Here is a 24,838-nt window from a genome sequence, read left to right as displayed (position 1 = left end):
GATGGCAAAACTTGGAATTAACGAGAAGTCATTACCTTTTCAGATGTCTTGGCGAGATAAACTCAATTTAGCAAAAAAACATGGATTCTCTTTTGTAGAAATCTCAATTGATGAGACAGATGAACGTATTAAACGCTTAGATTGGAATAAGGAACAACGGTTTCAGTTAGTTCGAGATGTGTATGAAACAGGCATACCAATTGATACAATGATGCTGTCCGCGCTTAGAAAATATCCTCTCGGATCTGAGAATCCAAAAATATACACTCAAGCATATAACATGTGTAAGAAAGCAATTATCTTGGCTAAAGACCTAGGAATCAGGAACATACAGATTGCTGGATATGATGAGTATTATGGTTCTAAGACAGTGTTAACACGTGAAAATTTCATTGAAAACTTGCAGCGGGTAGTTGATTTTGCAGCTGAAAACCAGGTTATGATTTCCATTGAGACAATGGATGACACTTTTATTAATTCGATTGCTAAGGTGAAGAAGATTAAGAAATCCGTTGTTTCACCTTGGCTTCAGGCATATCCAGATTTAGGTAATATTTCAGCTTGGCCTGAAAATAATCCAGGAGAGGATTTGACAGAAGGATTAGACAGTATTATTGCTATACATGTTAAAGATACGCTAGCTGTTACGTCAAATACACCAGGAAAATTTAAAAACGTACCTTTTGGAACAGGAAATGTTGGATTCTTAGGATTATTTAAGACGTTAAGACGACTAGATTATCAGGGTACATTTACAATTGAAATGTGGTCTGAAAAGGAGAGCGATTGCATTAATAAAATTGAGAACGCTCATGATTTTATAGTTGATTTACTAACCGAATCTGGAATTTTAATCGAGGTGTAATTATGTTAGAAAAGCTTAAAAATGAAGTTTATAAGGCTAATGTGGCGTTGCCTAAATTAGGATTAGTAACATTTACATGGGGAAATGTCTCAGGCATTGATCGTGAAAAAGGGCTATTTGTAATAAAACCCTCTGGCATTGAGTATGACCAATTAAAACCTTCCGATATGGTTGTGGTTAATTTGGACGGAGAAGTTGTAGAAGGTAATCTCAATCCATCTAGTGACACGCCCACACACGCCTATCTCTACCAACACTTTTTAAATATAGGTGGTATCACGCATACTCATTCACCTTGGGGCGTTTCGTTTGCTGCGGCAAAAATGGACATCCCAGCTGTCAGCACAACGCATGCTGATACATTTTATGGGGATATTCCTTGTGCACCGGCCCTAAGTGAAGAGGAAATTAAGACGGCCTACGAACTAAATACTGGGAAAGTTATTGTATCAGAGTTTGAGCATCGTGGGCTTGATCCCGACGCGACGCCTGCTGCCTTGGTCAGTCAACATGGCCCATTTACATGGGGCGCGACTCCAGAAAAATCCGTATACAATGCTAAAGTGCTCGAAGTATCAGCAGAAATTAGTTACCATGCTTTGCAGTCAACAAGATCAGAAATTCATGTTCCGCAATACTTGTTAGACAAACATTATTATAGGAAGCACGGTGATAATGCCTATTATGGTCAGTCATCAACACAGTCAAAAAATCACATTACGCACGCCTAATATAATAAAAAAGGTCTACGTAAATCAATAAAATGAACCCGCTAACTTGAACAAATTAAATGTTCGTAAAGTTAGCGGGTTCATTTTAGGTTTCGTAAAATAGCTTACCTTCCAAAGGAGTAATGATTAATTTAAAAAATCATTGACAAACGTTTACCATTGAGGTTTAATAGTATTCATGTTTATAAAAAAATGAATTATGTGAAAATATTGTGAACATAGTGCAGAATACAGCCTTTAGATTTCAAAATTTAGAGGTTTGCAAGGAAGTATGGAAGATAACAAGCATCGCGGTATTGCAAGTGGGTTAAAGTGTAATATTAGCTTATTAATTGGGGGTATATAAATGTTTGAAGATGTTAGATTACAAGGACAAATATTAATGGAAATGGCAACATTTCTAGGGGATTCGTATATAAGACCAGTGTCAATAGCACTTGTTATACAAGACCTTGGAGGTACTGAGGAAACTTTTTCCAATGTATTAACAAGAACACATATGTTAGTACATAATAATGACATTAGTCAATATACCATAGCTGATTTTAAAGCATTTTATCAGAAAATAGAGCCAGAAATATTTAAAAATGTTAATGATGTAATTATTATTAAGGTATTAAATGGTTTGGCAATTATGTACATTGATGACTTATACCCAATTGCCAAGTATTTAACACAAACATATCAACTAGAAAATAAATTACCTGGAATTTAATTCAAAAAATCTCTATGACCCAAAGGGTGCTTTTTATATATAAAAAAGTAATTGATTTCACAAAAACTGTTGACATACGTTTATCATTCATGTTTAAATAGTATCCATGCTTATAAAAATATTATCCATGGGGGAGAAAATACATGAATAAAGCATTAAAGTTAACAGCAGGTTTAATTGCTGCTGGAACTATTTTAACTGCAACAACTCCAAGTATTTCAAGCTTTTATAACGTAAGTGCTAACGAACTAGCTAAGGGGAATTACAGCAGTTCTAAAGCTACAACGTTAAAACAGGCTGAAAAAAGAGCAGTGTCTGAAAATGGTGAGTATACTCACAAACAAACGCAAAAAGATGCTAAAGTAGTGAAAACTTCTAATGAAAATACTGATGTAGCTGAGGAAAAGTTTAATCAAGTTGCTGATTCATCAGAGACAACCGTAGAATCTGAGTCAGCAGGAGATGTACAAGTAACAACTGCCACTACTGATGAAGATAATAAGGTAGCAGGTGTTAAGGTTACTAATTCAGAAGATAATACAACTGTAACTGTTATGAATGATGGGCAACATTTGACAGTAGACAAGACTACATTCGATGAAAACACTGGTAAGTATACTACGGAACAAAGATTGTTTGATTTGAATATAGCCAATAATGATGGTTCTGCAACTAATGTAGCTTATGGGTATTTTTCATACACTGGAATTGCTGTAGGTCGTGATGTCCTAGCTACAGCAATTGACTTAGGTATTTCTGGATTAACTGGTAGAGCTGCGTTTATCGCTCTACCACGCGTTGTTGCTGGTGCTTTAGGTGTTTCTGTGAGCACAGTTAATAAGATTCAACAATATTCTTTAGCAGGTGGTTTTGGTTATGCATCCCAAAAACTTAATCCTGGTACTTATATAGCATATAACTTAGATAAAAATGGAAATGGTTGGGTTGGAGTATATTCAAAAACGGATAGAACGGGTGATTCTGTTTATATGACTCAATAAATAGGGGTATATCATTTTGAAAAATCATTTATTCGAAAATTTTATTGTGATATCTATATTGTCATATATCTTAAAAAAGTTCCCTGATATGTTAGGCACACCGTTTTGGTTTTGGGATATTGTTTACATGGTGGTTGGTTTTGTAATTTTATCGCCTATAGTTAATTTTATTAGTGATAAATATTTCAGAAAAAATGATAAATAAATGCCATTTACTGGTGAGCTCACATTAATTTGTGGGCTTTTTTGTGTCTATATTGGAATTTTTTTCAATATAATCAATTTTCAGGCGTTATAAAAATTACTATAATGCCTTAAAAAATTGTATGGCCCTTATATGGAAAATTAAAGATATTTGTCTATGTAGATCGTATTTTTGTGTTAATTTAGTTTGATTATTATAAAAATTAATATAGTAGAGTACACTTAGAAGAAAAAGAGGAAAACCAATGGCGCAACAAACACCAGCAATTGAATATCGGAGCTTAGAAACAGAAGAACGTCTAAACTTTAATTGGGACGAATATAACGCAATGTCGATTTGGGAATCTGGGAAATGGGGATTCAAAAACCCTGAAGCCAGTAAGTATGCCCTTGATACATTAAAGCGTGAGCGTTTAGGTATAACAGCTGATACAGATCTAAAACAAGCTGTAGCAGAAATTAAAGAAGAAAAACAAGCCGAACGTGAAATTAAGCAACAAGAACATGAGGCTAAACTACAAGAGCAAAATAAATTAACATGCAAGAAGTGCGGTGGTCATGAGTTCCAATTAGCTGGTGACAACTCAAAGAAATATTCATTTGGTAAGTCGGTAGCTGGTTCAGTTGGATTAGGTGTTATGACTGGTGGATTAGGATTCATTGCGGGTGGTGCAGTTGGATTTGCTGGTAAGAAGGGAAAGAAAAACACATTTGTCTGTTTAAACTGCGGTAAGACAATGGAAATTAAGAAATAAATGCGTATATTAGTAACTATAAAACCTCTACAATTAAGTAGGGGCTTTTTATATTAAAAGTAATCAATTTCACAAAATGTGTTGACATACGTTTATCATTCATGTTTAAATAGTATCCATGCTTATAAAAATATTATTCATGGGGGAGAAAATACATGAATAAAGCATTAAAATTAACAGCAGGTTTAATTGCTGCTGGAACTATTGTAACTGCAACAGCTCCAAGTATTTCAAGCTTTTATAACGTAAGTGCTAACGAACTAGCTAAGGGGAATTACAGCGGTTCTAAAGCTACAACGTTAAAACAAGCGGAAAAAAGAGCTGTGTCTGAGAATGGTGAGTATACTCACAAACAAACACAAAAAGATTCTGGAATTGTTAAGACATCTACTGAAAGCACTAATAAAGCAGATAATTCATTTAATCAAATTTCTAATTCTGATGATGTAACTACTAGTACAAAAAAGGTAGATTCAGCAGAAATTGAAACTGCTATTAATACTGAAACTCAAAAAGTTTCTGGTATTAAAGTCTCAGATTCTGAATCTAAAACTGATGTGTCAGTAATTAATAATGGTGTTCAATTAACTGTTATTAAGACAACGTTTGATTCAGAAACGGCGAAGTATACAACAGAAACACATGTATTTGACTTAGCTAATAATAATGGCACTGAGGCTGTTGCTAGTAGTTTTTGGCATTATACAGGCGTAGCTATAGGCGCCAGATTCTTTGCATATACTGTAGATACAGCTGTTTGTGGGCTTACTGCTGCGGCTATAGTTGCTGTTTTGCCTGAGGTAATTGCTGGTGCTTTAGGAATCACAGCTAGTGCTGCAAGTTCCGCTGTGGCTAACACTGCAGGATTTAGTATTGGATATTTGGCAACACTAGCAAATCCCGGTACCAGATTAGCTTCTCTATTTGATGGCAACGGAAATGGTTGGATAGGTATTTACAAGCATGGAAATTTGACTTATTGTGAATAAGCAAAGGATGTAATTGTAATATATGAAAAAAACTTTATTACAGGTAATGATTCCAGTTGCTATTTTAATGATTCCACTGAGAATACTGTATAGTAATTATCCTAAATTGCTTTGGCTTTGGACTATTCTATACTTTTCTATTGGATTCACTAGTTCTTATGTTATAAAAAAGCTGGATAAAAAAGGTAAAAAATAAGCTCACATTAATTTGTGGGCTTTTTATGTGTCTACAGTAAAATTTTTGTTAATACGATCAATCCTAAGGCGTTATAAATATAATTTAATATAAATTATGAATGAACACTATAAAACGTATCTAACAGCCTTATATGGACAATTAAGACTCGTCATCATCGTCAGTACTATAAAAAGCAATAAATACTGCTAACATTGATGTAATTATCCCGAACCCCTCTAAAAATGGACTGATAACCATTAACATCATAGCGCCATAAAATAACATGTCTTTATGTTGTTTCTCTTCATACCACTTCTTCATAGCTTTCTTCCCCCAAAAAACATTTATTTAAATTATTTTATCATATAAAGTTGCATTAAATTATTCAATTATGTATTATAAATATATGGAATAGTAAACCATTGATTTACTAATAAAATAATTTAGGAGACGGATATGAATAAAGAAAGAGTACTCATCATTAAGTTGAGTGAGATCAAGAATGAAACAGGGTGGCTAAAAGATCGTGTTTCAGGTGCTTGGCGTATTAACCTTGACACAATAATCAAGAAAAACATTACTCACGTTGTTGCTATGTATCAACAAAAGGTTGTAGATGATTATAGCTTAGGTGACGAAGCAGGGTATCATTTAACTGGTGATGATGCAGGACGTGTATGGTTTGATTTAGTAGAATATGAAGGCAACAGTCCTCTCAAAGGCAAAAGATTCGACTATAAAACAGCTAACCCAGCAACAACAAAAGATTTACAAGAGTTGTTAGAAATTGAAGTTAAATAAAAAAAGCACTCATACTCGTTAAACTAGTAGAGTGCCTGAGCATTAAACATAATAAAGAATATGAAGTGGTCCATAATTCAATCTCATCATCATTTGATTTTTATTTTGCACCACAACAGTCTAAAACACGTTTAAAGTAATATAAATAACGGTATTGTGGGGGATAAATAATTCGGATATGGGTAGGCTCGTGCCCGCAAGTGATCGGCAAAAAAAGTGACATATAGTGGCCGATAACGACTTTAATAATGTCAAAAACATTTGACATTATTAAATATAATATACTATATTATATATGTTAAATCTTTTTTACATTAGCTGAGGAGAAATTTATGAATAAAGGATATTTTGCATTATGGATAATAGGGATTGTAGTATTTATTTTTGACATAAGAATTGTAGCATCTTTATTAAGAAAAGGTGATGAAAGAAAACATATGATTATTTTAAAAAGTGGTTGTTTTTCTTTTATCGTTGTTATTATTTCTTTGACGTTAAAATGCTTGACATTCCTATTAGGTCCAATTTTAAATATTCAATTTGATAATTATACAAATCACTCTGATGATTTTTTTTCACTAACATTTGCAGTTGTTACGTTTTTATTCGCAGTGCGATATAATCGTAACAAAATGGGTGACTGAGGCGGTTATTTTGGAAAATTTAATTAATCAGTTACGAAAAAAAAAGTATTTATCTCAAGAAGAATTGGCAAATAATTGTGAAGTTTCTAGACAAACAATTAATGCGATTGAGAATAATAAGTATGACCCAACTTTAATTTTGGCTTTTAAGTTAGCGAAAGAACTTAATTCTACCGTAGATAAATTATTTATTTACGAAAAAAATGATTAAGTTGTGTTTTTATAAATACAACTTAATTATTTTTAAAGACTTAACATAATCAGCATTACCAAAATAAAGAGATAGTATGTAAACATTTTAGGGGGAACTGAACTATGAATGATGAAATCGATTTGTTAAACCAAATTACGGATCTAATTTTGGACGAAAGCATTAACCAAACAGAACGGGAAGCTCTGATAGTAGCAAAATTAAGTTTGGAAAATAATCAATATCTACCTAAAATAATTGCTGATTTAAAAACAGACTTAACACCATTAGCCATGAAAAATAGTCTTTCTAAACCTTTGTCCCCGTTTTATTTACAGATAATAAGCCAAGAATTTGCTGACAAATATCAAGGTCTTGGTTATGGCTTTGGTATGAATTTTGGTAACCACTAAGTTTATACCAAATTTAGGGGCTATTCAAAAAAATAACCCCTCGAAAAACCCGTTAAAACAACCCCTATACTCTGATTGTTGAGTATAGGGGTTGTTTTTTAGTTAAATGATATAATAATCCTCGAAGTGGAGGGCTTATATGTCTAAACAAAAACTATCAATACAGGAAAAAAATAATAAACTAGACGTTCAGCTAGACTTACTTCGTCACTATGCAAAAATGTTTGACTCTGGTGTAACTGATATGGCGCTACCAATGGCTACACAGGTTCGCGTTCTAATACATCAAACCTACAATTCAAACTCTTTACTAAATCAACTAGATTTAATAAATAAATTTAAAGCTTGGCATTCACCTAACAGTAGCTTTTCTCCCAATAATTTATTGCCTTCTTGGGATCTGTTGATGATGTCAATTGGGGCGGAAGGTGCTTCTTACATGCCGTTAGGAAGTAAGGAAGTATTTAATAATCGTCGAGACAGCTCTGATAAGATTCTTTCAGAAGTTTTTTGTCCTGTGGAACTGTGGTGGCAACAAATTGTGTTTGCACAACAATCAGAATATATTTCTCGTAGAGATATTGTATTATTCATAGCTAATAAAGATGGTGGATCACATGTAGATGAAAAAAAAGATCCTATTGACGATTTTAAAAAGTCACAATTACTCGGTTTCTATGATCAAAACGGGAATTATCCTAACGGTAATCCCCTATATTCTGCTATGCGTCAAATTGTAGAAGAATTATTAGTATCATTTGAAGTATTTAAGACGCACAATACCCTAACAACTCCTGGGTTTAAACAAAAAATTGAGTTCTTAGATCTATCGGAAAATGAAAATAAGAGGCATTTATATTTTAACTTTCTGAGAGATATCAGTGATAAGTCGAAAGATCAAAATAGTTTTCAGATTAAAGAATTTACATTTAAATATTATGGTAATAGTAATTGGTCATTCCTTGAAAAGAGTAAGCCAAGCAAGGATATCCCTATTATTGAGGTTAAATAAATATGCAACAAAATGTACTCCATAAAAGATTCTAATGTCTTGAAAATGATTAAAAATACCTTATTTGATAGTTTTCGTGCTGGATGTCGTAACTACACCGTATTTCAAGTTGGGGAAGCAACCTTGCTACGGGTGAGTGATGTTATGATAAAAGAAGGCTAATGTGTTTAACGCAGATGTCACGATTAAGAAAAATACGTTTACCTACAATCAAAAAAATTGGTATTTATCGTGTCTACATGCAGTCTAACTATAATATCGGACTTGTCATGCAATTATTAAACCATTATAGTGAAGCGATGACTTTAACTTATTTAGGTTTGAATCAAGCAAGTCGTGAAATAATTTTAGATTAAAGTAATTTTGTTAATTCTCAATAACATGATGAAACCTAATATTATAAGGATTGGTAAGGACTTTCTATTGCTAAAATAGCGACAGGGTATTATGTTTAATGTCATAACAAGGACCAGGAGGAAAGTCATGATATTTCATAATTTGATAAAGGAAAAAAGACAAAAAATGTCTTTAACACAAATGGAGTTGGCTAATAAGTTATTAGTATCCAATAAAACCATATCTAATTGGGAGACCGGTAAAACATTGCCAGATATTGAAAATATTATTTTAATATCTAAGTACTTAAACATATCGTTAGATGATTTGTTTTTAGGAGACGAAACGATGGTCGGAAAATTAAGAGAAAATCAACAGGAACGCAAATTTTATCGTATTGTTACGATAAGCTTAATCAGTGCAATTATAGTTGGAACTATCGGTTATTTATTTTTAAAACTGTTCTATTCATCGAATATGATTTTAATTGAATCTAACCTATCTGGTTATTTATCTATTCCAATGTTTATTCTAATTATCTACATTCTGACAAAAATTAACTGGCATTCATTGATTAGCATTTTAAATAAAAAGATCATCATTGCCATCGGCTTTCTTCTATTTTTGTATGCTATTATGCCAGTAATGGACATTGTAGACGGTCTGATTAGAGGCTTTGTCGGATCTGGTGTTAATTAAATAACAGGGGGAAAAGTGAATAATACTAGTAACTCACTATAGTCAGCATTATAAAAAGCAAATACTAAGTAAATCATATTAGGTATTTTCTTCTTTGTATAATCTACGTAAAGTCATCAAAATCAATATATCTCGAATAACACGATACTACTTCTAGTTAAAGTGCTTGATGAACGTCTATTCTTTCATTCATACTAGTAAAAATAAGTTCAGAGGTATGTCATGTTATTTTCGAGTAGTTTAAAACAATTGCGGTTGTCTCATAATCTGTTACTAGGGGTCAAAGAAACACCCTATGCAATCAAAAATAATCTTTTGTTTTGTTCCGGAACCATTTAAAGAACCCGATAAATGATATAATAATTTAAGATAATCATGATGTTGAATCAATTCTTGGGGGATATATGTTAATTCGGGATATGGTACGAACTAAGCCAATTAGTTGGTTATTATTCATATTTGGTTCGGATATTATGATGACATATGGTTTGTTGTTATATCAAGGATCAACACGTTTTAATCCCATGCGAGATTATATAACGATATTGAAGTTTGTTTCTATGGATCTGGTTAGTTTTGTATTTATCATGCTTTTTTTCGATTGGTTACATGTTAAGTTTTTTCAGAATGAATCGGAAAACTTGTTAGATAAAGTATTGCGAATTGGTGGCAATACGATGGCTGCGTACTTTGGCTGGTTTACAATTGGTTTTGTTCTATTACAGTTGTTTACTAATTTTCAAGTAAAGCAATTTTGGTTGTTAACGCTTGTGTCAGGCATTTTAGCAATTATGAACTGGTTGCTAAGACGTATAACGCCAATAAAGTTTCAATTAAATCCAATGGGAGCAGATGACAACTAATCGTCGTCTGCTTTTTAGTTAGAGGGCACATGCTATAATAGAAAATATGCAAACTGCGAATCCACAAACAATTTTAAAAGAAAAATTTGGGTACGATAACTTTCGAGCTGGTCAGCTAGATGTTATTAATAAAGTACTCGCACATAAACATGCTTTAGCTATTATGCCAACTGGTGGTGGAAAATCAATTACCTATCAGCTACCAGCAATGATGTTTGAAGGCATTACCTTAGTCATTTCCCCATTAATTTCGTTAATGAAAGACCAAGTTGACGGGTTGAACACCATGGGCATTCCTGCGACGTTCTTGAATTCGACAGTTGATGGGCAAGAACAAGCACAACGCATGTCGGACCTAAGACATGGGCTTTACAAAATGTTGTATGTTGCGCCTGAACGACTAGAGGTCCCTAGCTTTTTTAGTTTTGTTCAAAGTCTCAATATTGAGTTAATTGCTGTTGACGAAGCCCACGTTTTATCACAATGGGGACATGACTTTCGTCCGAGTTATCTGAATATTCTACCTTTGTTGGAACAAATTTCTGGACATCCAGCAGTTCTTGGTTTGACGGCCACCGCAACAGAGCGTGTTCGTGAAAACCTACAACAATTGTTACAAGTAGACGATGATGATACGGTCTTGACCGGCTTTGCGCGAGATAATCTGGCTTTGAATATTGTACATAATCAGGACAAACGAAAGTATGTGGTTGAATATTTACAAAAAAATCGTGAACAAACTGGTATTATTTATGCAGCAACACGTAAGCAAGTTGATGAACTGACCACTTATTTGAATAAAATAGGCATTAATGCAGGTCGTTACCATGCTGGATTATCTGAAAAGGAACGTCAAAGACAGCAAGAAGCGTTTCTATATGATGAAAATCCAGTTATTGTGGCTACAAACGCTTTTGGGATGGGTATTAATAAACCAAATGTGCGCTACGTAATCCATTACTCCGTCCCGGGAAACATTGAGGCATATTATCAGGAAATTGGCCGTGCGGGTCGTGATGGGTTACCCGCCGAAGCTATATTATTATATGCACCACAGGATATGCATCTGCAAGAATTCTTTGTTCAAAAGTCAGAAGGTTCAGAAGAACACAAGCAAAATGAATATGACAAAATTCGAGAAATGAACGCTTTTGCTAATACGCAAACTTGCTTAGCACGGTATTTATTGCAATACTTCGGTGAAACGGTGACAGAAGATTGTGGTCATTGCTCGAATTGTTTGGATACGCGCGAGTGGGTTGATGTTACGGTAGATGCGCAAAAAGTGCTGGCTAATGTGATGCGTATGAATCAACGCTTTGGTAAAACGATGGTCGCTAAGGTTTTAAAAGGATCAAATGATGCTAGTGTGCGTAAGTATGAGTTTTTACATGATTTACCAACGTTTGGTTTGATGAAAGAGCGAACGCTAAAAGAGCTGACGCGCTTTATTGACTACTTAACGGCTGAAGGATATTTACGTTTCGAGGGAGCAGAGTTTCCCGTGTTAAAAGTAACATCGTTAGGTGCCGAAGTATTAAAAGGTGAAATTGAGATTAAAAAACGTCTTGAGAAGGTACGTATTGTCAGTCAGAAAGTGACTACTGATGATTTGAAACTTTCCGACGAAGATAATCGTCTGTTTGCAAAGTTAAAGGAAAAACGTTTAGAATTAGCTCGGGCAGCTGGTTTGCCACCTTTCTTAATATTCTCAGACAAAACGTTAATGAGTATGGCACAGGCGCGTCCGCAAACTGATACAGAGTTCTTAGCGATCTCTGGTGTGGGTGAAAAGAAGTTTGAAATTTATCATAATGATTTTGCAAAGGTTATTAATGATTTTATTGTAGTTTAATCATAAACGTATTGACAAATATTCATAATTATCTTAAGGTATTATTAGGATATTAAAATCGTTGAAGCGAAGAGTAGATAACGAGCGGAAATTCAAGCGAGTCAGGATAGTGGAAGCTGACATGAAGCAGTTTATTGAAGATGAACGTGGATGATATCGTGAGATTTAAGTTGTTAAGTTTCGCGGTCGGTTAGCGCCGTTACAGTATGAGAGCATGTATTATGCTAAATCTGGGTGGTACCACGTTTTTTACGTCCCTGTTAATCTGTATGATTAACAGGGATTTTTTGTATTTCTTACGATTTTTATAACCTACTAGAAAGCCATTAATAAGATGACCGAGGAATTGAAAATGACAAACAATCATTTAGTGTTACAAACAGATTTTGGATTACAGGATGGTGCGGTAAGCTCCATGAGAGGTGTTGCCTACAATGTTGCCGATAACATTGTTGTTAGTGATTTAACACATGGTATCACGCCATTTAATATCTTTGAAGGGTCGTTTCGCTTGTTTCAAACTTTTGACTATTGGCAACCGGGCACAGTTTTTGTATCTGTTGTCGACCCTGGGGTTGGCTCAAAACGTTTGTCAGTAATTGCCAAGACGACAGCTGGCCACTATATTGTGACACCAGATAACGGCACTTTATCGCATCTATTATCTAATGATTTAATCAAAAGTGTACGTGTGATTGATGAAACAACACAACGCCTTCCCGGTTCAGAAAAATCATCAACATTTCATGGGCGTGATATTTATGCTTATAATGGGGCTAAATTAGCTAGTGGACAAGTAGTATTTGAAGACTACACAGAAGAACTATCAGTTAGCGATTTGGTACGTTTACCAATTACACCTGGTGTTTATCAAGAAACGGTTTATGGGCAACCACAATTAGTGGGTAATATTGATATCACTGATGTCAATTTTGGTTCGTTGTGGTCAAATATTCCCCTACGCGAATTTGAAAAGATGAATTTGCAATATGGTGATACCCTGCGTGTTCAAATTAAATGTGATGGTAGTTTGTTATTTGATGAGGTGCTACCATATGTGCACACATTTACCGATGTCAATCCTGGCGAACCGTTAATTTATATTGATTCAGTGTATACAGTTGCGTTTGGTTTGCATACTGGTAGTTTTGAACAAACGTACCATGTGGGTGCTGGCCAAGGATGGGCTGTTTCATTAACCAAAGAAATATGATAGTCTCAAAGAAAAGGAGAGAAAAATGAAAGAAAATAACAAAAAAACAGGATTATCGGTGCGTTCAGTCGTTGCAACTGGTATCGGCGCTGCTGTGTTTTTCATTTTAATGAAGTACATTGCTATTCCAACTGGTGTGCCAAATACTAATGTTAACGTCGCTGAAGGCTGGTTAGCATTGATTGCTGGTTTATTTGGTCCAGTTGTTGGCTTTTTAGTTGGTGTTATTGGACACACAATTACTGACGCGACTTATGGTGCCCCTTGGTGGTCATGGGTCTTAGCTGATGGTGTGTTTGGACTATTACTTGGTTTGAGTAAAAGATTCTTGGACCTCGAGGGCGGGGATCTTTCAACAAAAAAGTTAGTTCAGTTTAATGTTTGGCAAATAATTGCTAACGTTATTGCATGGTTGATTGTTGCGCCAATCGGCGATATATTAATATACAAACAGCCAGCTAGTAAGGTATTCTTACAGGGCGCAGCGGCAACAATTGTTAACATTTTGTCTGTCGCTATTATTGGCTCTATTTTACTAGTGGCCTATGTCAAGTCACGTCCTAAGAAGAGCTCATTGCGTAGTGAATAAGTAGCCACGGGTTACGTACATAGGGGAAAACATGGTAGAACCATTTATTGATTTTCAACATGTGACATTTAAATATCACGCGCAATCTGAACCGACGTTACATGATGTGAGTTTTCAAATTTATCCTGGTGAAAAAGTTTTAATAGCCGGTGCATCTGGTTCGGGTAAAACAACATTACTGCGTTTACTGAATGGTTTAATTCCGCAAGCCTATCAAGGGGATATTACTGGTGAACTGACAATTAATGGTAAAAAGATCCTAAATCAGTCGTTGTTTGACCTATCTTTGCAAGCTGGTACTGTTCTTCAGGATTCTGATGCGCAATTTGTGGGCATGACGGTCGCCGAAGATATAGCTTTTTCTCTTGAAAATGATAATCAGCCGATAAAAATTGTCAGAGAAAAAGTCGCTAAATGGGCCAATCGATTTGGGTTAGGAAAACGTTTGACGTTGGCACCGCAATCATTGTCTGGTGGCCAAAAACAACGTACTGCTATGGCAGGTGTTTTGGTTGATGAAGGGGATCTATTGTTATTTGACGAACCATTGGCTAGTCTTGATCCAGCTGCTGGTGCGGCTGCAATGGCACTGATTGATGAACTTCAACAAGAACGTAATATGACAGTGGTTGTGATTGAACATCGGATAGAAGATGTGTTACGTGCTCATGTTGATCGTGTAATTGTCATGGCACATGGTAGAATTGTCGCTAATGACACGCCTACTGCCATTATCCAAGCAGGCGTGTTGTCTGCAAATGGCTTAGACGAACCACTATACATACAACTATTACGCCGAGCAGGCGTTCCAGTGAATAAAATACCTCACGTAGCAGATGTTGAAAAAGTGGACGTTTCAAACTTTAGGGACCAAATTGAAACTTTGGCAGAACCAGTGCAGACAGTCACTCATGATGACAAGCAGTTGTTGGTCCAAAATTTGACCTTTGCGTACGACCAGCAAGAACCATTGTTTGAAAATTTGTCGACATCAATTCATGAAGGTGAAATTCTTGGTATTGTGGGCAAAAATGGATCAGGTAAAACAACTTTGTCCCACCTATTAACTGGCTTTTTGACACCCAGTGGGGGAGATATTCAATTAGATGGACGTTCGCTGCTAAGCGATTCTATTAAAGAACGGGCCGACCACATAGGCTATGTTTTGCAGAATCCTAATCATATGATTACGAAAGCAACAGTATTTGATGAAGTTGCCAGTGGGCTGCGATTGCGTAACATTGATGAAGAACAAGTAACGGAACGTGTGCGTGAAATGTTACAACTTGTCGATCTTGATGGTATGCGTAATTGGCCCATTTCTGCATTAAGCTTTGGGCAAAAGAAACGGCTTACAATTGCGGCTGTTTTGGTTTTGAAACCAGAAATTCTAATATTAGATGAACCAACAGCTGGACAAGATGCAACGCACACGTCTCAGTTACTCAGTTTCTTACAGAATATTAACATTACGAACCATACGACTATTATAATCATTACTCATGATATGCATTTATTAGCAAACTTTGTTCAACGGGCTCTGGTTGTTGTTGATGGGCAAATATTGGCGGATACAACACCAGCGGAGTTACTTGCAAATGAAGCATTAGTTGACGCTGCTAGTTTGCGAACTACCAGTATTTATCGTTTAGCCCAGCGTCTTAGCATTGTGCATCCAGAAGAATTAAATGCAGCTATAAGGAAATAAGATGGATAACTCACTTTTCGGATATAAAGCAAGAAATACTTGGATTAATCATGCTACGGGTACCGCCAAATTAGTTGGCTTTTTAGCATTAACAACGATTGGCATGATTTCTTATGATACGCGTTTTTTAATTGCTTTAACAATATTGTCATTTGTTTTAATTAAAATGGCTCATATTAAATATCAGGAATACGCGCTACTTTTAAAGTTGGTATTATTCATTGGTTTGATTAACCTTGTGATGATTACCGTTTTGGCCCCTCAATATGGTGAACAATTATATGGTACGAAACATGTGATGTTTGGTAGCGGTTGGTTTACAATTACGCAAGAACAGTTGTTTTACGAATTTAATCTTCTACTAAAGTATTTATTCTCATTCCCGCTGTCAATTGTATTGCTTTTCACCACTAATCCTAGTGAGTTTGCTGCTGGGTTAAATAAAATTGGCGTACCCTACAAAGTAGCGTATGCCGTTGCAATTACCTTGCGCTATATTCCTGATGTACAGAGTGATTATCGAACGATTAGTTTGGCCCAACAGGCACGTGGCTACGAAATATCAAAAAAATCTAGTTTAATCCAACGGATGAAGGGGACTGTACAAATTATTCTACCATTAGTATTTTCAAGTTTAGGTCGGATTGATACGATTAGTCAAGCTATGGAATTGCGTCGATTTGGGCGCTATAATAAACGGTCATGGTATCAAGAACAACGTTTTTCCATGCGTGATGTGGCTATGATTCTATGGTCGACATTGATTGTCGTGATTGGCGTCTTGCTATTTATAACTAATGGAGGTCGGATGTGGAATCCTTTCAAATGACAGCTGAACAGTGGCAACAAAAGTCGCAATTGTACAAATCAGAATTATTGACTGACTTGTTACAGTTTTTATCAATACCATCTGTGTTAGATAAAACAACAGCTAATGTTCAACAACCTTTTGGAGCAGGTATTGAAACAGCACTACAATTTCTAGTTGATATGGGCAGACGTGACGGGTTTAAAGTTGAGCGTGTCGCGGATAATATGGTTGTTGTTATTGACTATGGACCAGAGGATGCAACGGAAACCTTTGGGGTCTTGTCACACGTTGATGTTGTTCCTGGTGGGGATGCATGGACGATAACGTTGCCATTTAGCCCTAAAGTTATAGGCAATCGCTTGTATGGACGTGGTTCACACGATATGAAAGCTGATTTAATAGCTAGTTATTACGCTTTGAAGCAATTAAAAGATGCTGGTTTTCAACCACGAAAAAAAATACGTTTGATTTTTGGTAGTGATGAAGAATCTGATTGGCGTGATATGCGGGCCTATTTGGATCAAGTAGGTGAACCGACGTTTGGTTTTTCACCTGACGGAGCCTTCCCGGTTGTTCCTGGTGAAAAAGGTGTTCTAACCTTATCAATTCAGTTTAAAGGCACAACATTGGGTGAGTGGAAACTACATCGATTTCAGTCTGGGGAACGAGATAATGTTGTACCAGGGACTGCAACTGCTGATGTTGAGCTGCCTGATGGTGTGGATATCAATGGGTTTTTAGCTGCGTATGAGCGTTATCTCAAAGATACACTAATGATTTCGGGTATAGGTCAATATGATGATGGTCATATTATATTAACACTGTATGGGAAATCTGTTCATGGCGCTTACCCAGAAGATGGTTTGAATGCGGCAACGTATTTGGCTAATTTTTTATTAAACTATAATTTCGATGATCAAGCGCATGGATTCTTAGAGTTTCTTGGTTTGACAAATCATAAAAACGTTTTCGGTGAAAAGCTCGGATTGATTTATCATGATGATATTATGGGTGACTTAACAGTAAATGTGGGTAAGATTTTATTCCAAGCTAATGCTGATAGTGAGATTCGGATCAATTTCCGTTATCCAATGGGCATAACGGAAACTGCTATTTTGACACAAGTTCAGCGACATATGGGGAGCTTGAACGCCAAAATATTTAAGCAGGAAGCTTTTGGTACACATCCGCACATGGTAGACCTAAGTGATCCAATTGTGACAGTACTTGCGGATATTTATGCTCAGCACACGCATACGCAAAAGACATATAAAATTTCTAATGGCGGCTCGTATGCACGCTTATTGAAACGTGGTGTAGCTTTTGGTGGGCAATTTCCTGATGTACCAGTCATGAGTCATCAGCCAAACGAATATGTATTGGTAGATAACATCCCTAAGACACAAGCTATCTTCGCGCAAGTAATGTATGAAATGACTCGATAACGAAGATAAATGAGTTCGCAAACTTAACAATGCGGGCTTTTTTTGCATAAGCAGATAGGTAGTTAATGTAATTCGACAGCATATCTATATAAGTAAGACAGACAAAAAAATCGTATTATAAGTTACCAGTGGAAATAATTCTGATAAACACTTGAAAAGTAAGGCTATATTGTAGTACAATTAGTAGTTGTGAATGCACAATTTGTGCGATCACTCCTTGCAGCCAAGGCTGCCAGAGACCAAAAGGAGGAAATAAAATGGCTACATCATACGAAATGACTTATATTGTTCGCCCTGATTTGGATGCGGATGCTAAGAAGACTCTTGTTGAGCGCTTTGATGCAATCTTGACAGATAATGGTGCAACAATTCAAAAGTCAGCCGACTGGGCTACTCGTCGTTTTGCATACGAAATTGCTGGTTACCGTGAAGGTACATACCACATTATCAATTTTACTGCAGAAGACGATAAGGCTATCAATGAATTTGATCGTTTGGCAAAGATTTCTCAAGACATCTTACGTCACATGATTGTTAAGCGCGACGCAGAATAAATTTGAATTTTCACTGGGAAAGGAGCGTTAATTATGATTAATCGAGTAGTATTAATTGGGCGATTGACCCGTGATGTTGAATTACGTTACACACAATCAGGTGTAGCAGTCGGTACGTTTAGCTTGGCGGTTAACCGTCAGTTCACCAACGCAAGTGGTGAACGTGAAGCTGACTTTATTAACGCCGTTATTTGGCGAAAAGCAGCTGAAAACTTTGCAAACTTCACTGGAAAAGGTGCACTTGTGGCCGTTGAAGGTCGTTTGCAAACAAGAAATTATGAAAATAATGCTGGCCAACGCGTTTACGTGACGGAAGTTGTTGTTGATAATTTCTCATTACTTGAATCTCGCGCTGAAAGTGAAAAGCGTCGTTCTCAGAACGGATCATCGGCATCTAATAATGGTGCTGACAACTTCAGCGGATCAAACGATCATTCGTTTGGCGGTAATGACAACTCATTTAACGGTGTTGATCCTTTTGCAAGTGCGAGTTCAAACTCAAATACGCAATCATCAGCTTCGTCAAATAGTGCCCCTAACCCATTTGCGGCTAGTGGCAATACAGAAATTGATATATCAGATGATGATTTACCATTCTAAAATAAATTAAACACTACGAAAGGAGCTTTATTATGTCAGAACAAAACTCACGTCCACAAAATTCAGAACGTCCACAACGTTCACGTCGCCCACAAGGCGGTCCACGTCGTCGTCGTAAGGTTGATTTTATCGCTGCTAACCACATCGAATATATTGACTATAAGAACACTGAATTATTAGAACGTTTCATCTCAGAACGTGGTAAGATTTTACCACGTCGTGTGACTGGTACTTCTGCAAAAAACCAACGCAAGGTAACTACTGCTATCAAGCGTGCACGTATCATGGCTTTGTTGCCATTCGTTACGGAAGATTAATTTCTAAAAGCCTGAGGCGGTTTGCCTCAGGCTTTTTTGTATATTTTGTATAAATTCGGGATATAGCTGTATCTAACGCACCATGTTATGGCTTGTCTGAAGTATTATCATATTAATCATGACACCCTGTGGTAAAATAGAAGATATGATAATCAGAAGGAAGTAGCACGTGAAACGATTTTTTAGTTTTAAAAATTTACCAATATTCTTTCAAAACACTAAACTAAGTACAGTGGCATTTCTGTTACTTGTATCAAGTGTAATGAGTGTTATTTTTGCTATGCTTTTTAATATAACATTTGGACTTATTTGGTTGGCAATAGTTATTATTGGATTAGTATTTAGTGCACAAGCTTTCAAAGAGGTTAGTGAAGATGCACAAGAGTACTTGTCTGGATTGGGGTATCGAATTGCACGTAGTGAACAAGAAGCTTTAATTCGAATGCCGATTGGCATTATTCTGCTTAATCAAGATAAAAAAATTGATTGGATTAATCCATATATGCAAGCATATCTAGACAAAAGAGATGTGCTTGGATTAGAATTGTCGGAGCTAGATAATAAATTGGCTCTAGAGATTGATAATTATGCCGATGCTTCCGAGACGAATACAATCACCTGGCAGGGTAGGCAGTTTTCGTTATTTGTTCAACAAAACTTACGGGTCATTTATTTGATGGATATCAGTGAGTATGCCGCGATTACTAAAAAATATGAAGATCATCAGCTGTTCAGTGGGTTAATATCGGTTGACAACTACGAGGAAGTCACTGATGGTATGAGCGAGTCCGAAACGTCTACTTTACGGACATACGTGACACGCGCATTGTCTGATTGGGCACTCGAACATCATATTTATATCCGCCGTTTGAATACACTGCATTATGTCATGTTTGGTTATCAGTCAGCCCTTCAAGAAGCTGAGGAAGATAAGTTCAGTGTCCTAAAGGACATTCGAGAAGCAACGGTACAACAGAACTCACCTGTGACATTGTCGGTCGGAATAGCATATGATGACACAGATATTAATAAGCTTGCTAAAATGGCCCAGACGAACTTAGATTTGGCCTTGGGTCGTGGTGGTGATCAGGTGGTTGTGAAATCTGAAAAGGCAGCGGCACGTTTTTATGGTGGTGCAAGCAATCCGATGGAAAAGCGTACCCGTGTCCGGGCTCGCATGGTATCACAAACTATTGCTGAACTAATGGAGCAGGCTGATAATATTATGATTGTCGGACATGCAATGCCGGATTTAGATGCAGTTGGCTCTGGATTGGGTGTCTGGCGTATGGCCCAGACAAAAAATAAACCAGCTTTTCTTGTGTTGGACGAAAAACATGTGTACAGCGATATCCAGCTACTGTTAGCTGAACTTCGCAAAAAGCCAGCAGAATTTGTGGCACCAGGATCAAATATTGATGATTCTATCGTAGATGAAGCGCGAGCATTGAAGCTAGTACGTGATAATACTTTATTGGTATTAGTTGATCATGCCAAAGCAAGTATTTCTGGTGCACCACAGTTACTCGAGAGGTTAGCCAACCGTGTAGTTGTGATTGATCATCATCGTCTAGCCGAGCAAGGTTTAGATGAAAAACCATTGATGTCTTATATAGAGCCATATGCATCATCGACATCAGAACTAGTTGTTGAGTTGCTGCAATATCAAGATCAGTCACATGCACCAATTACAAAGCTAGAATCGACGGCGATGTTAGGTGGCATACAGATTGATACTAAAAACTTCACTTTGCGTACGGGATCACGTACGTTTGATGCTGCTAGCTATTTGCGTGCTAACGGAGCTGATAGCAACTTGATTCAGTCATTTATGAAAGAGAAGTTTTCGGATTTCAAATCGCGAAGTCATTTGGTTAATTTAGCAGAGATTCATGAAGGAAATGCTATTGCTGTTGGTGATAACAAGGATATCTATTCTGGTTTGCTTACTGCACAAGCTGCGGACGAACTTTTGCAGATTAGCGGTGTGTATGCCTCATTTGTGATCACTAAACGTCAGGATGGACGGGTTGGTATTTCAGCTCGATCAACTGGGGAACGTAATGTTCAACGTACAATGGAGGCCCTTGGCGGCGGCGGGCATTTATCTAACGCAGCCACCCAAATTGCTAATGTAACAACCGAAGAAGCCAAACAACAATTATTAAATATAATTGCGGAACAATCAGAAGATTAACATAGGGGATTAAAAAATGAAAGTAGTATTTTTAGAAGACGTTAAAGGTCGCGGAAAAAAAGGAGAAATTAAGGAAGTACCTGATGGGTATGCCAATAATTTTCTAATTAAAAATAAGAAAGCGGAGCCGGCTACAGGCAAAAACTTGGGCGCAGTTAAGGGGCGTCAAAAGGCTGAAGAAAAAGCGGCAGCCGAGGAACTAGCTGAAGCGAGAAAATTAGCAGATTTTTTTGCTAACGAGAAGACAGTTGTTGAGCTAACTGGCAAATCAGGAACAGATGGACGTTTATTCGGTGCTGTTTCAACAAAACAAATTGCGGCTGCCTTAGAAAAACAATATCAAATCAAAATTGATAAACGAAAAATGGAACTCAATCAACCAATACACGCACTTGGTTATACAGATGTACCAGTTAAATTACACCGAGAAGTGACAGCGCAGTTGCGTGTTCATGTAAGCGAGGGTTAATATGGATAATCCGGTATCAAATGAATATCGGCAAGTGCCGCAAGATGGTGATGCTGAACGCGCAGTTCTCGGATCCATCTTTTTTGCTGTTAAGTCAGAAAATGCGATGGTTGAAGCTAGTGCAATCTTGGTACCTGAGGATTTCAATAAATTAGCGAACCAAACTATTTTTAAAGCCATGCAGGCATTAGTGGATGAAAACCGTCCAATTGATATGTTGACAGTGCAAGATAAACTGAATAGTATGCATCAACTTGAAAATGTTGGTGGCATGGCTTATCTGGCAGAAATATCAGAGTCAACAGCTTCATCCGCCAATTTGAAGCATTATGCAAATATTGTTCGAGAAAAATCTGTTTTACGAAAAATGATTGATACGTTAACGAGAACAATGTCGTTGGCTTATGATGCTGCAGAACCAAGTGAAGATTTATTAGCGCAATTATCACGTAGTATTGATACCATTGCTGAAAATCGTGGTGATGAAAACTTTAGGAAAATTAAAGATGTACTGCAGGAATATCAAGCTAATCTAGACGAAGCGGTTAAAAATGATAGTGATGTTGTTGGTTTATCAACAGGATATCCTGAAATGGACAAAATTACACATGGCTTTCGAAATGATCAGATGATTGTTTTTGGTGCTCGCCCAGCCGTTGGCAAAACAGCTTTCGTGTTGAATATCGCTCGTAATGTAGCCAAAAATGAAAAAGTGCCTGTCGTTATTTTTGAAATGGAGATGAGTGCGACAGATATTGTTGGTCGATTGCTTGCGGGTGAGGGGTCAATTGATTCTAATCATTTAACCACAGGGCAGATGACGCAAGAAGATTGGCAGGCGTTAACACTTGCTATGCAATCATTGGCGCAAATGAAAATTTACATGGATGATACTGCTGGTATTAAAATTAACCAGATTAGTGCCAAGCTACACCAACTAGAACGTGATTTATTAAGTGATATGACTCAAGAAGAGCGTATTCAAAATCCTCATCCAATCGGTATGGTCGTAATTGATTATTTGGGCCTAATTGAGTCCAATAACTCTGAAAGCCGTCAACAAGCTGTTTCTGAAGTTTCACGAGCGATTAAAAAAATGGCAAAAGAATTAAATACACCAATTATCGCACTGGCACAATTGAGTCGAGGTGTGGAGCAACGTACTGACAAGCGCCCAGTTTTGTCAGACTTACGTGATTCGGGTTCGATTGAACAAGATGCTGATGTTGTCGCGTTTTTGTATCGAGATGATTATTCACGTGGCGATTCTGAAGATGGTGACGGGGATCCGCGTGAAGAACAAGAAGCGGTGCCGATTGAAATTATATTTGAAAAAAACCGAGCCGGCGCTCGTGGTACAGCTACCTTGATGTTTAATAAACCGACATTCAAGTTTAATGCTATGGCACCGCTATATCGGAATGATATGAACGCTGGAGCGCCTGATGTTAGTCCAGGGTGGTAGGTAGATAACAGTCAAGTAACTATATAAGATCCATTTATAAACTATCTTAGTTTACGTTAGATAGTAAAATACACAGTAAATTAAAAAAGCACTAGTATGAGATGCTCGCTTAAACAGCAGAACAAGTACTAGTGCTTTTTAAAATAGATATTGTAGTGTTGAGATGAACAAAATGACAATCAAGTATAATGGTATACCACGCCTGAAATTTTGCCAATCTGCAGCTGATAGGTTAAACCCAAGTAACAGGCTACCGATAATTAAAATAACGAATGTGTTTCTAATATATAAACCTGGTACCCATATAAATTTTATGAGTGAGCAAATAGCAGCTGTTACACCTACTATTGGCGCGATGCTGATAAAGATATTGCCAAGTTTTTGATAAAAACTACTGGGATTATATTCGCGGTTGACATAACCTAGCACACCATCGTCACTAATTTGCCACAAACGAAACTCAGTAATATGATGGCGAAAAATAATGGCAACAATTAGATGACTCAATTCGTGTATTACCACACCAAAAAAACTTAGAATAGCAGTTATCGTATAAGATGTTTGAATTGTCAGCCACTGCGATAATAAGCTAGACAAAAAACTAATTGACCAAGCAATTATGATAGGTAAAATCAAAAAGTAACCAATATTTTGCGCAAATTGAAGTAAAAATTCAGTCATGCTCTAATAAATCTACAAATTCGGCACCAACTAATGATGCAACATCACGCGGATTGATTTTATCTGAACGACTTAACTCGCCGCCACTGACAAGAATGAAAGGTTGCTCAGCAGCGCTGAGATCAAAATAAATAGGGAAATGCTTGTTCTGCCAGATTCCAACAGGGTTATTAGCGCCGTGAATATAACCAGTCGTCCTTTGTAATTCTTTAAGAGGTAACATGGCCACTTTTTTATTACCTGATGCAGCTGCTAACTTTTTTAGTGACAGATGTTTTGTGATAGGTAACACTGCTACAATGGGCCCAGTTTTATCCCCATGTGCGGCGAGTGTTTTATAAATGTCATCATGTTTCACGTGAAACGTTTCCAGGATTGCATCACGCTGAACTGGCGTTTTATCCAAGATATTTAGTTCAAGTGGTTCATATTTCACTTTGTGTTTGTCCATGACTTGTTCGGGCAACGTTTTTTTCATTTTCTTTTTACTCATAAGTAATATTTTATCACAAATTGGGTCCACCAATACAATGACTGG

The 24,838-nt window shown here is 36.6% G+C and carries 28 protein-coding genes and 1 pseudogene; 26 read left to right on the top strand and 3 right to left on the bottom strand.

Annotated elements, in window-relative coordinates:
* Position 1: 1 nt before the first annotated feature.
* From LEUM_RS09700 to LEUM_RS09670, 6 genes are all read left to right on the top strand, one after another.
* Positions 2 to 865: an L-ribulose-5-phosphate 3-epimerase gene (locus tag LEUM_RS09700; protein ID WP_011680516.1), complete on the top strand. Its 864-nt coding sequence runs from the start codon at positions 2 to 4 to the stop codon at positions 863 to 865.
* A 2-nt stretch (positions 866 to 867) separates the two neighbouring features.
* Positions 868 to 1,596: an L-ribulose-5-phosphate 4-epimerase gene (locus tag LEUM_RS09695; protein ID WP_011680515.1), complete on the top strand. Its 729-nt coding sequence runs from the start codon at positions 868 to 870 to the stop codon at positions 1,594 to 1,596.
* Between the two features lie 346 nt (positions 1,597 to 1,942).
* Positions 1,943 to 2,311, top strand: a complete 369-nt coding sequence (locus LEUM_RS09690) for a hypothetical protein (protein ID WP_010280076.1) — start codon at positions 1,943 to 1,945, stop codon at positions 2,309 to 2,311.
* Positions 2,312 to 2,454: 143 nt separating this feature from the next.
* A complete protein-coding gene (locus tag LEUM_RS09685; RefSeq protein ID WP_011680514.1) occupies positions 2,455 to 3,312 on the top strand; it encodes a hypothetical protein in 858 nt (285 codons plus the stop codon).
* Positions 3,313 to 3,761: 449 nt separating this feature from the next.
* A complete protein-coding gene (locus tag LEUM_RS09675; RefSeq protein ID WP_010290205.1) occupies positions 3,762 to 4,271 on the top strand; it encodes a Zn finger protein in 510 nt (169 codons plus the stop codon).
* 155 nt (positions 4,272 to 4,426) lie between these two features.
* The gene (locus tag LEUM_RS09670) at positions 4,427 to 5,260 is read left to right on the top strand and encodes a hypothetical protein (protein ID WP_011680513.1); all 834 of its coding nucleotides are present in this window, start codon (positions 4,427 to 4,429) and stop codon (positions 5,258 to 5,260) included.
* A gap of 337 nt (positions 5,261 to 5,597) precedes the next feature.
* Here LEUM_RS09670 and LEUM_RS10775 read toward each other — a convergent pair whose 3' ends face one another.
* A complete protein-coding gene (locus LEUM_RS10775) occupies positions 5,598 to 5,759 on the bottom strand; it encodes a hypothetical protein (RefSeq protein WP_010281505.1) in 162 nt (53 codons plus the stop codon).
* 135 nt (positions 5,760 to 5,894) lie between these two features.
* On the opposite strand from LEUM_RS10775, the gene LEUM_RS09665 reads away from it, so the two are divergent.
* From LEUM_RS09665 to dnaB, 20 genes and pseudogenes are all read left to right on the top strand, one after another.
* Positions 5,895 to 6,239, top strand: a complete 345-nt coding sequence (locus LEUM_RS09665; RefSeq protein ID WP_010281504.1) for a hypothetical protein — start codon at positions 5,895 to 5,897, stop codon at positions 6,237 to 6,239.
* Between the two features lie 332 nt (positions 6,240 to 6,571).
* A complete protein-coding gene (locus tag LEUM_RS09660) occupies positions 6,572 to 6,883 on the top strand; it encodes a hypothetical protein (protein ID WP_011680511.1) in 312 nt (103 codons plus the stop codon).
* Between the two features lie 10 nt (positions 6,884 to 6,893).
* On the top strand, positions 6,894 to 7,094 hold the full coding sequence (locus tag LEUM_RS09655) for a helix-turn-helix transcriptional regulator (RefSeq protein ID WP_010280515.1): 201 nt from the start codon (positions 6,894 to 6,896) through the stop codon (positions 7,092 to 7,094).
* A gap of 104 nt (positions 7,095 to 7,198) precedes the next feature.
* On the top strand, positions 7,199 to 7,486 hold the full coding sequence (locus LEUM_RS09650) for a bacteriocin immunity family protein (RefSeq protein ID WP_010280513.1): 288 nt from the start codon (positions 7,199 to 7,201) through the stop codon (positions 7,484 to 7,486).
* 139 nt (positions 7,487 to 7,625) lie between these two features.
* Positions 7,626 to 8,498 carry a hypothetical protein gene (locus tag LEUM_RS09645; RefSeq protein ID WP_011680510.1) on the top strand — a complete coding sequence of 291 codons (873 nt, stop codon included), beginning with the start codon at positions 7,626 to 7,628 and terminating at the stop codon, positions 8,496 to 8,498.
* A 12-nt stretch (positions 8,499 to 8,510) separates the two neighbouring features.
* Positions 8,511 to 8,854: pseudogene (locus tag LEUM_RS09640) on the top strand (site-specific integrase).
* A gap of 127 nt (positions 8,855 to 8,981) precedes the next feature.
* Positions 8,982 to 9,533 carry a helix-turn-helix domain-containing protein gene (locus tag LEUM_RS09635; RefSeq protein WP_010280506.1) on the top strand — a complete coding sequence of 184 codons (552 nt, stop codon included), beginning with the start codon at positions 8,982 to 8,984 and terminating at the stop codon, positions 9,531 to 9,533.
* A 404-nt stretch (positions 9,534 to 9,937) separates the two neighbouring features.
* Positions 9,938 to 10,396, top strand: a complete 459-nt coding sequence (locus LEUM_RS09630) for a hypothetical protein (RefSeq protein WP_011680509.1) — start codon at positions 9,938 to 9,940, stop codon at positions 10,394 to 10,396.
* Between the two features lie 46 nt (positions 10,397 to 10,442).
* Positions 10,443 to 12,251, top strand: a complete 1,809-nt coding sequence (gene recQ / locus LEUM_RS09625) for a DNA helicase RecQ (RefSeq protein ID WP_011680508.1) — start codon at positions 10,443 to 10,445, stop codon at positions 12,249 to 12,251.
* 352 nt (positions 12,252 to 12,603) lie between these two features.
* The gene (locus LEUM_RS09620; protein ID WP_041775255.1) at positions 12,604 to 13,464 is read left to right on the top strand and encodes an SAM hydrolase/SAM-dependent halogenase family protein; all 861 of its coding nucleotides are present in this window, start codon (positions 12,604 to 12,606) and stop codon (positions 13,462 to 13,464) included.
* Between the two features lie 25 nt (positions 13,465 to 13,489).
* Positions 13,490 to 14,053 carry an ECF-type riboflavin transporter substrate-binding protein gene (locus LEUM_RS09615; protein ID WP_002815489.1) on the top strand — a complete coding sequence of 188 codons (564 nt, stop codon included), beginning with the start codon at positions 13,490 to 13,492 and terminating at the stop codon, positions 14,051 to 14,053.
* Positions 14,054 to 14,084: 31 nt separating this feature from the next.
* Positions 14,085 to 15,761 (top strand): ABC transporter ATP-binding protein, encoded by a 1,677-nt coding sequence (locus LEUM_RS09610; protein ID WP_011680506.1) that lies wholly within the window; start codon positions 14,085 to 14,087, stop codon positions 15,759 to 15,761.
* Between the two features lies 1 nt (position 15,762).
* Positions 15,763 to 16,590, top strand: coding sequence for an energy-coupling factor transporter transmembrane component T family protein (locus LEUM_RS09605; RefSeq protein ID WP_011680505.1), 828 nt, complete (start codon positions 15,763 to 15,765; stop codon positions 16,588 to 16,590).
* Positions 16,587 to 18,017, top strand: a complete 1,431-nt coding sequence (gene pepV, locus LEUM_RS09600; RefSeq protein WP_011680504.1) for a dipeptidase PepV — start codon at positions 16,587 to 16,589, stop codon at positions 18,015 to 18,017. The genes LEUM_RS09605 and pepV overlap by 4 nt, the downstream gene beginning before the upstream one ends.
* 257 nt (positions 18,018 to 18,274) lie before the next feature.
* A complete protein-coding gene (rpsF, locus tag LEUM_RS09595; RefSeq protein WP_011680503.1) occupies positions 18,275 to 18,571 on the top strand; it encodes a 30S ribosomal protein S6 in 297 nt (98 codons plus the stop codon).
* Between the two features lie 33 nt (positions 18,572 to 18,604).
* Complete coding sequence (ssb, locus tag LEUM_RS09590) at positions 18,605 to 19,171, top strand: single-stranded DNA-binding protein (RefSeq protein ID WP_002815494.1); 567 nt, start codon at positions 18,605 to 18,607, stop codon at positions 19,169 to 19,171.
* Between the two features lie 32 nt (positions 19,172 to 19,203).
* Complete coding sequence (gene rpsR, locus LEUM_RS09585; RefSeq protein ID WP_004911134.1) at positions 19,204 to 19,488, top strand: 30S ribosomal protein S18; 285 nt, start codon at positions 19,204 to 19,206, stop codon at positions 19,486 to 19,488.
* Between the two features lie 169 nt (positions 19,489 to 19,657).
* Complete coding sequence (locus LEUM_RS09580; protein ID WP_011680502.1) at positions 19,658 to 21,685, top strand: DHH family phosphoesterase; 2,028 nt, start codon at positions 19,658 to 19,660, stop codon at positions 21,683 to 21,685.
* Between the two features lie 16 nt (positions 21,686 to 21,701).
* Positions 21,702 to 22,154, top strand: coding sequence for a 50S ribosomal protein L9 (gene rplI, locus LEUM_RS09575; RefSeq protein WP_011680501.1), 453 nt, complete (start codon positions 21,702 to 21,704; stop codon positions 22,152 to 22,154).
* Between the two features lies 1 nt (position 22,155).
* A complete protein-coding gene (dnaB, locus tag LEUM_RS09570) occupies positions 22,156 to 23,619 on the top strand; it encodes a replicative DNA helicase (protein ID WP_002815498.1) in 1,464 nt (487 codons plus the stop codon).
* A 138-nt stretch (positions 23,620 to 23,757) separates the two neighbouring features.
* Here the strand turns inward: dnaB and LEUM_RS09565 are convergent, their stop codons facing one another.
* Positions 23,758 to 24,300 carry a hypothetical protein gene (locus LEUM_RS09565; RefSeq protein WP_011680500.1) on the bottom strand — a complete coding sequence of 181 codons (543 nt, stop codon included), beginning with the start codon at positions 24,298 to 24,300 and terminating at the stop codon, positions 23,758 to 23,760.
* Complete coding sequence (locus LEUM_RS09560) at positions 24,293 to 24,793, bottom strand: aminoacyl-tRNA deacylase (protein WP_025268551.1); 501 nt, start codon at positions 24,791 to 24,793, stop codon at positions 24,293 to 24,295. The genes LEUM_RS09565 and LEUM_RS09560 overlap by 8 nt, the downstream gene beginning before the upstream one ends.
* Positions 24,794 to 24,838 lie beyond the last annotated feature (45 nt).

It is taken from the genome of Leuconostoc mesenteroides subsp. mesenteroides ATCC 8293, assembly GCF_000014445.1.
In the GTDB taxonomy this organism is placed as follows: domain Bacteria; phylum Bacillota; class Bacilli; order Lactobacillales; family Lactobacillaceae; genus Leuconostoc; species Leuconostoc mesenteroides.
Note: the sequence above shows the minus strand (reverse complement) of the source record. Positions and strands in the feature narration are given on the sequence as shown.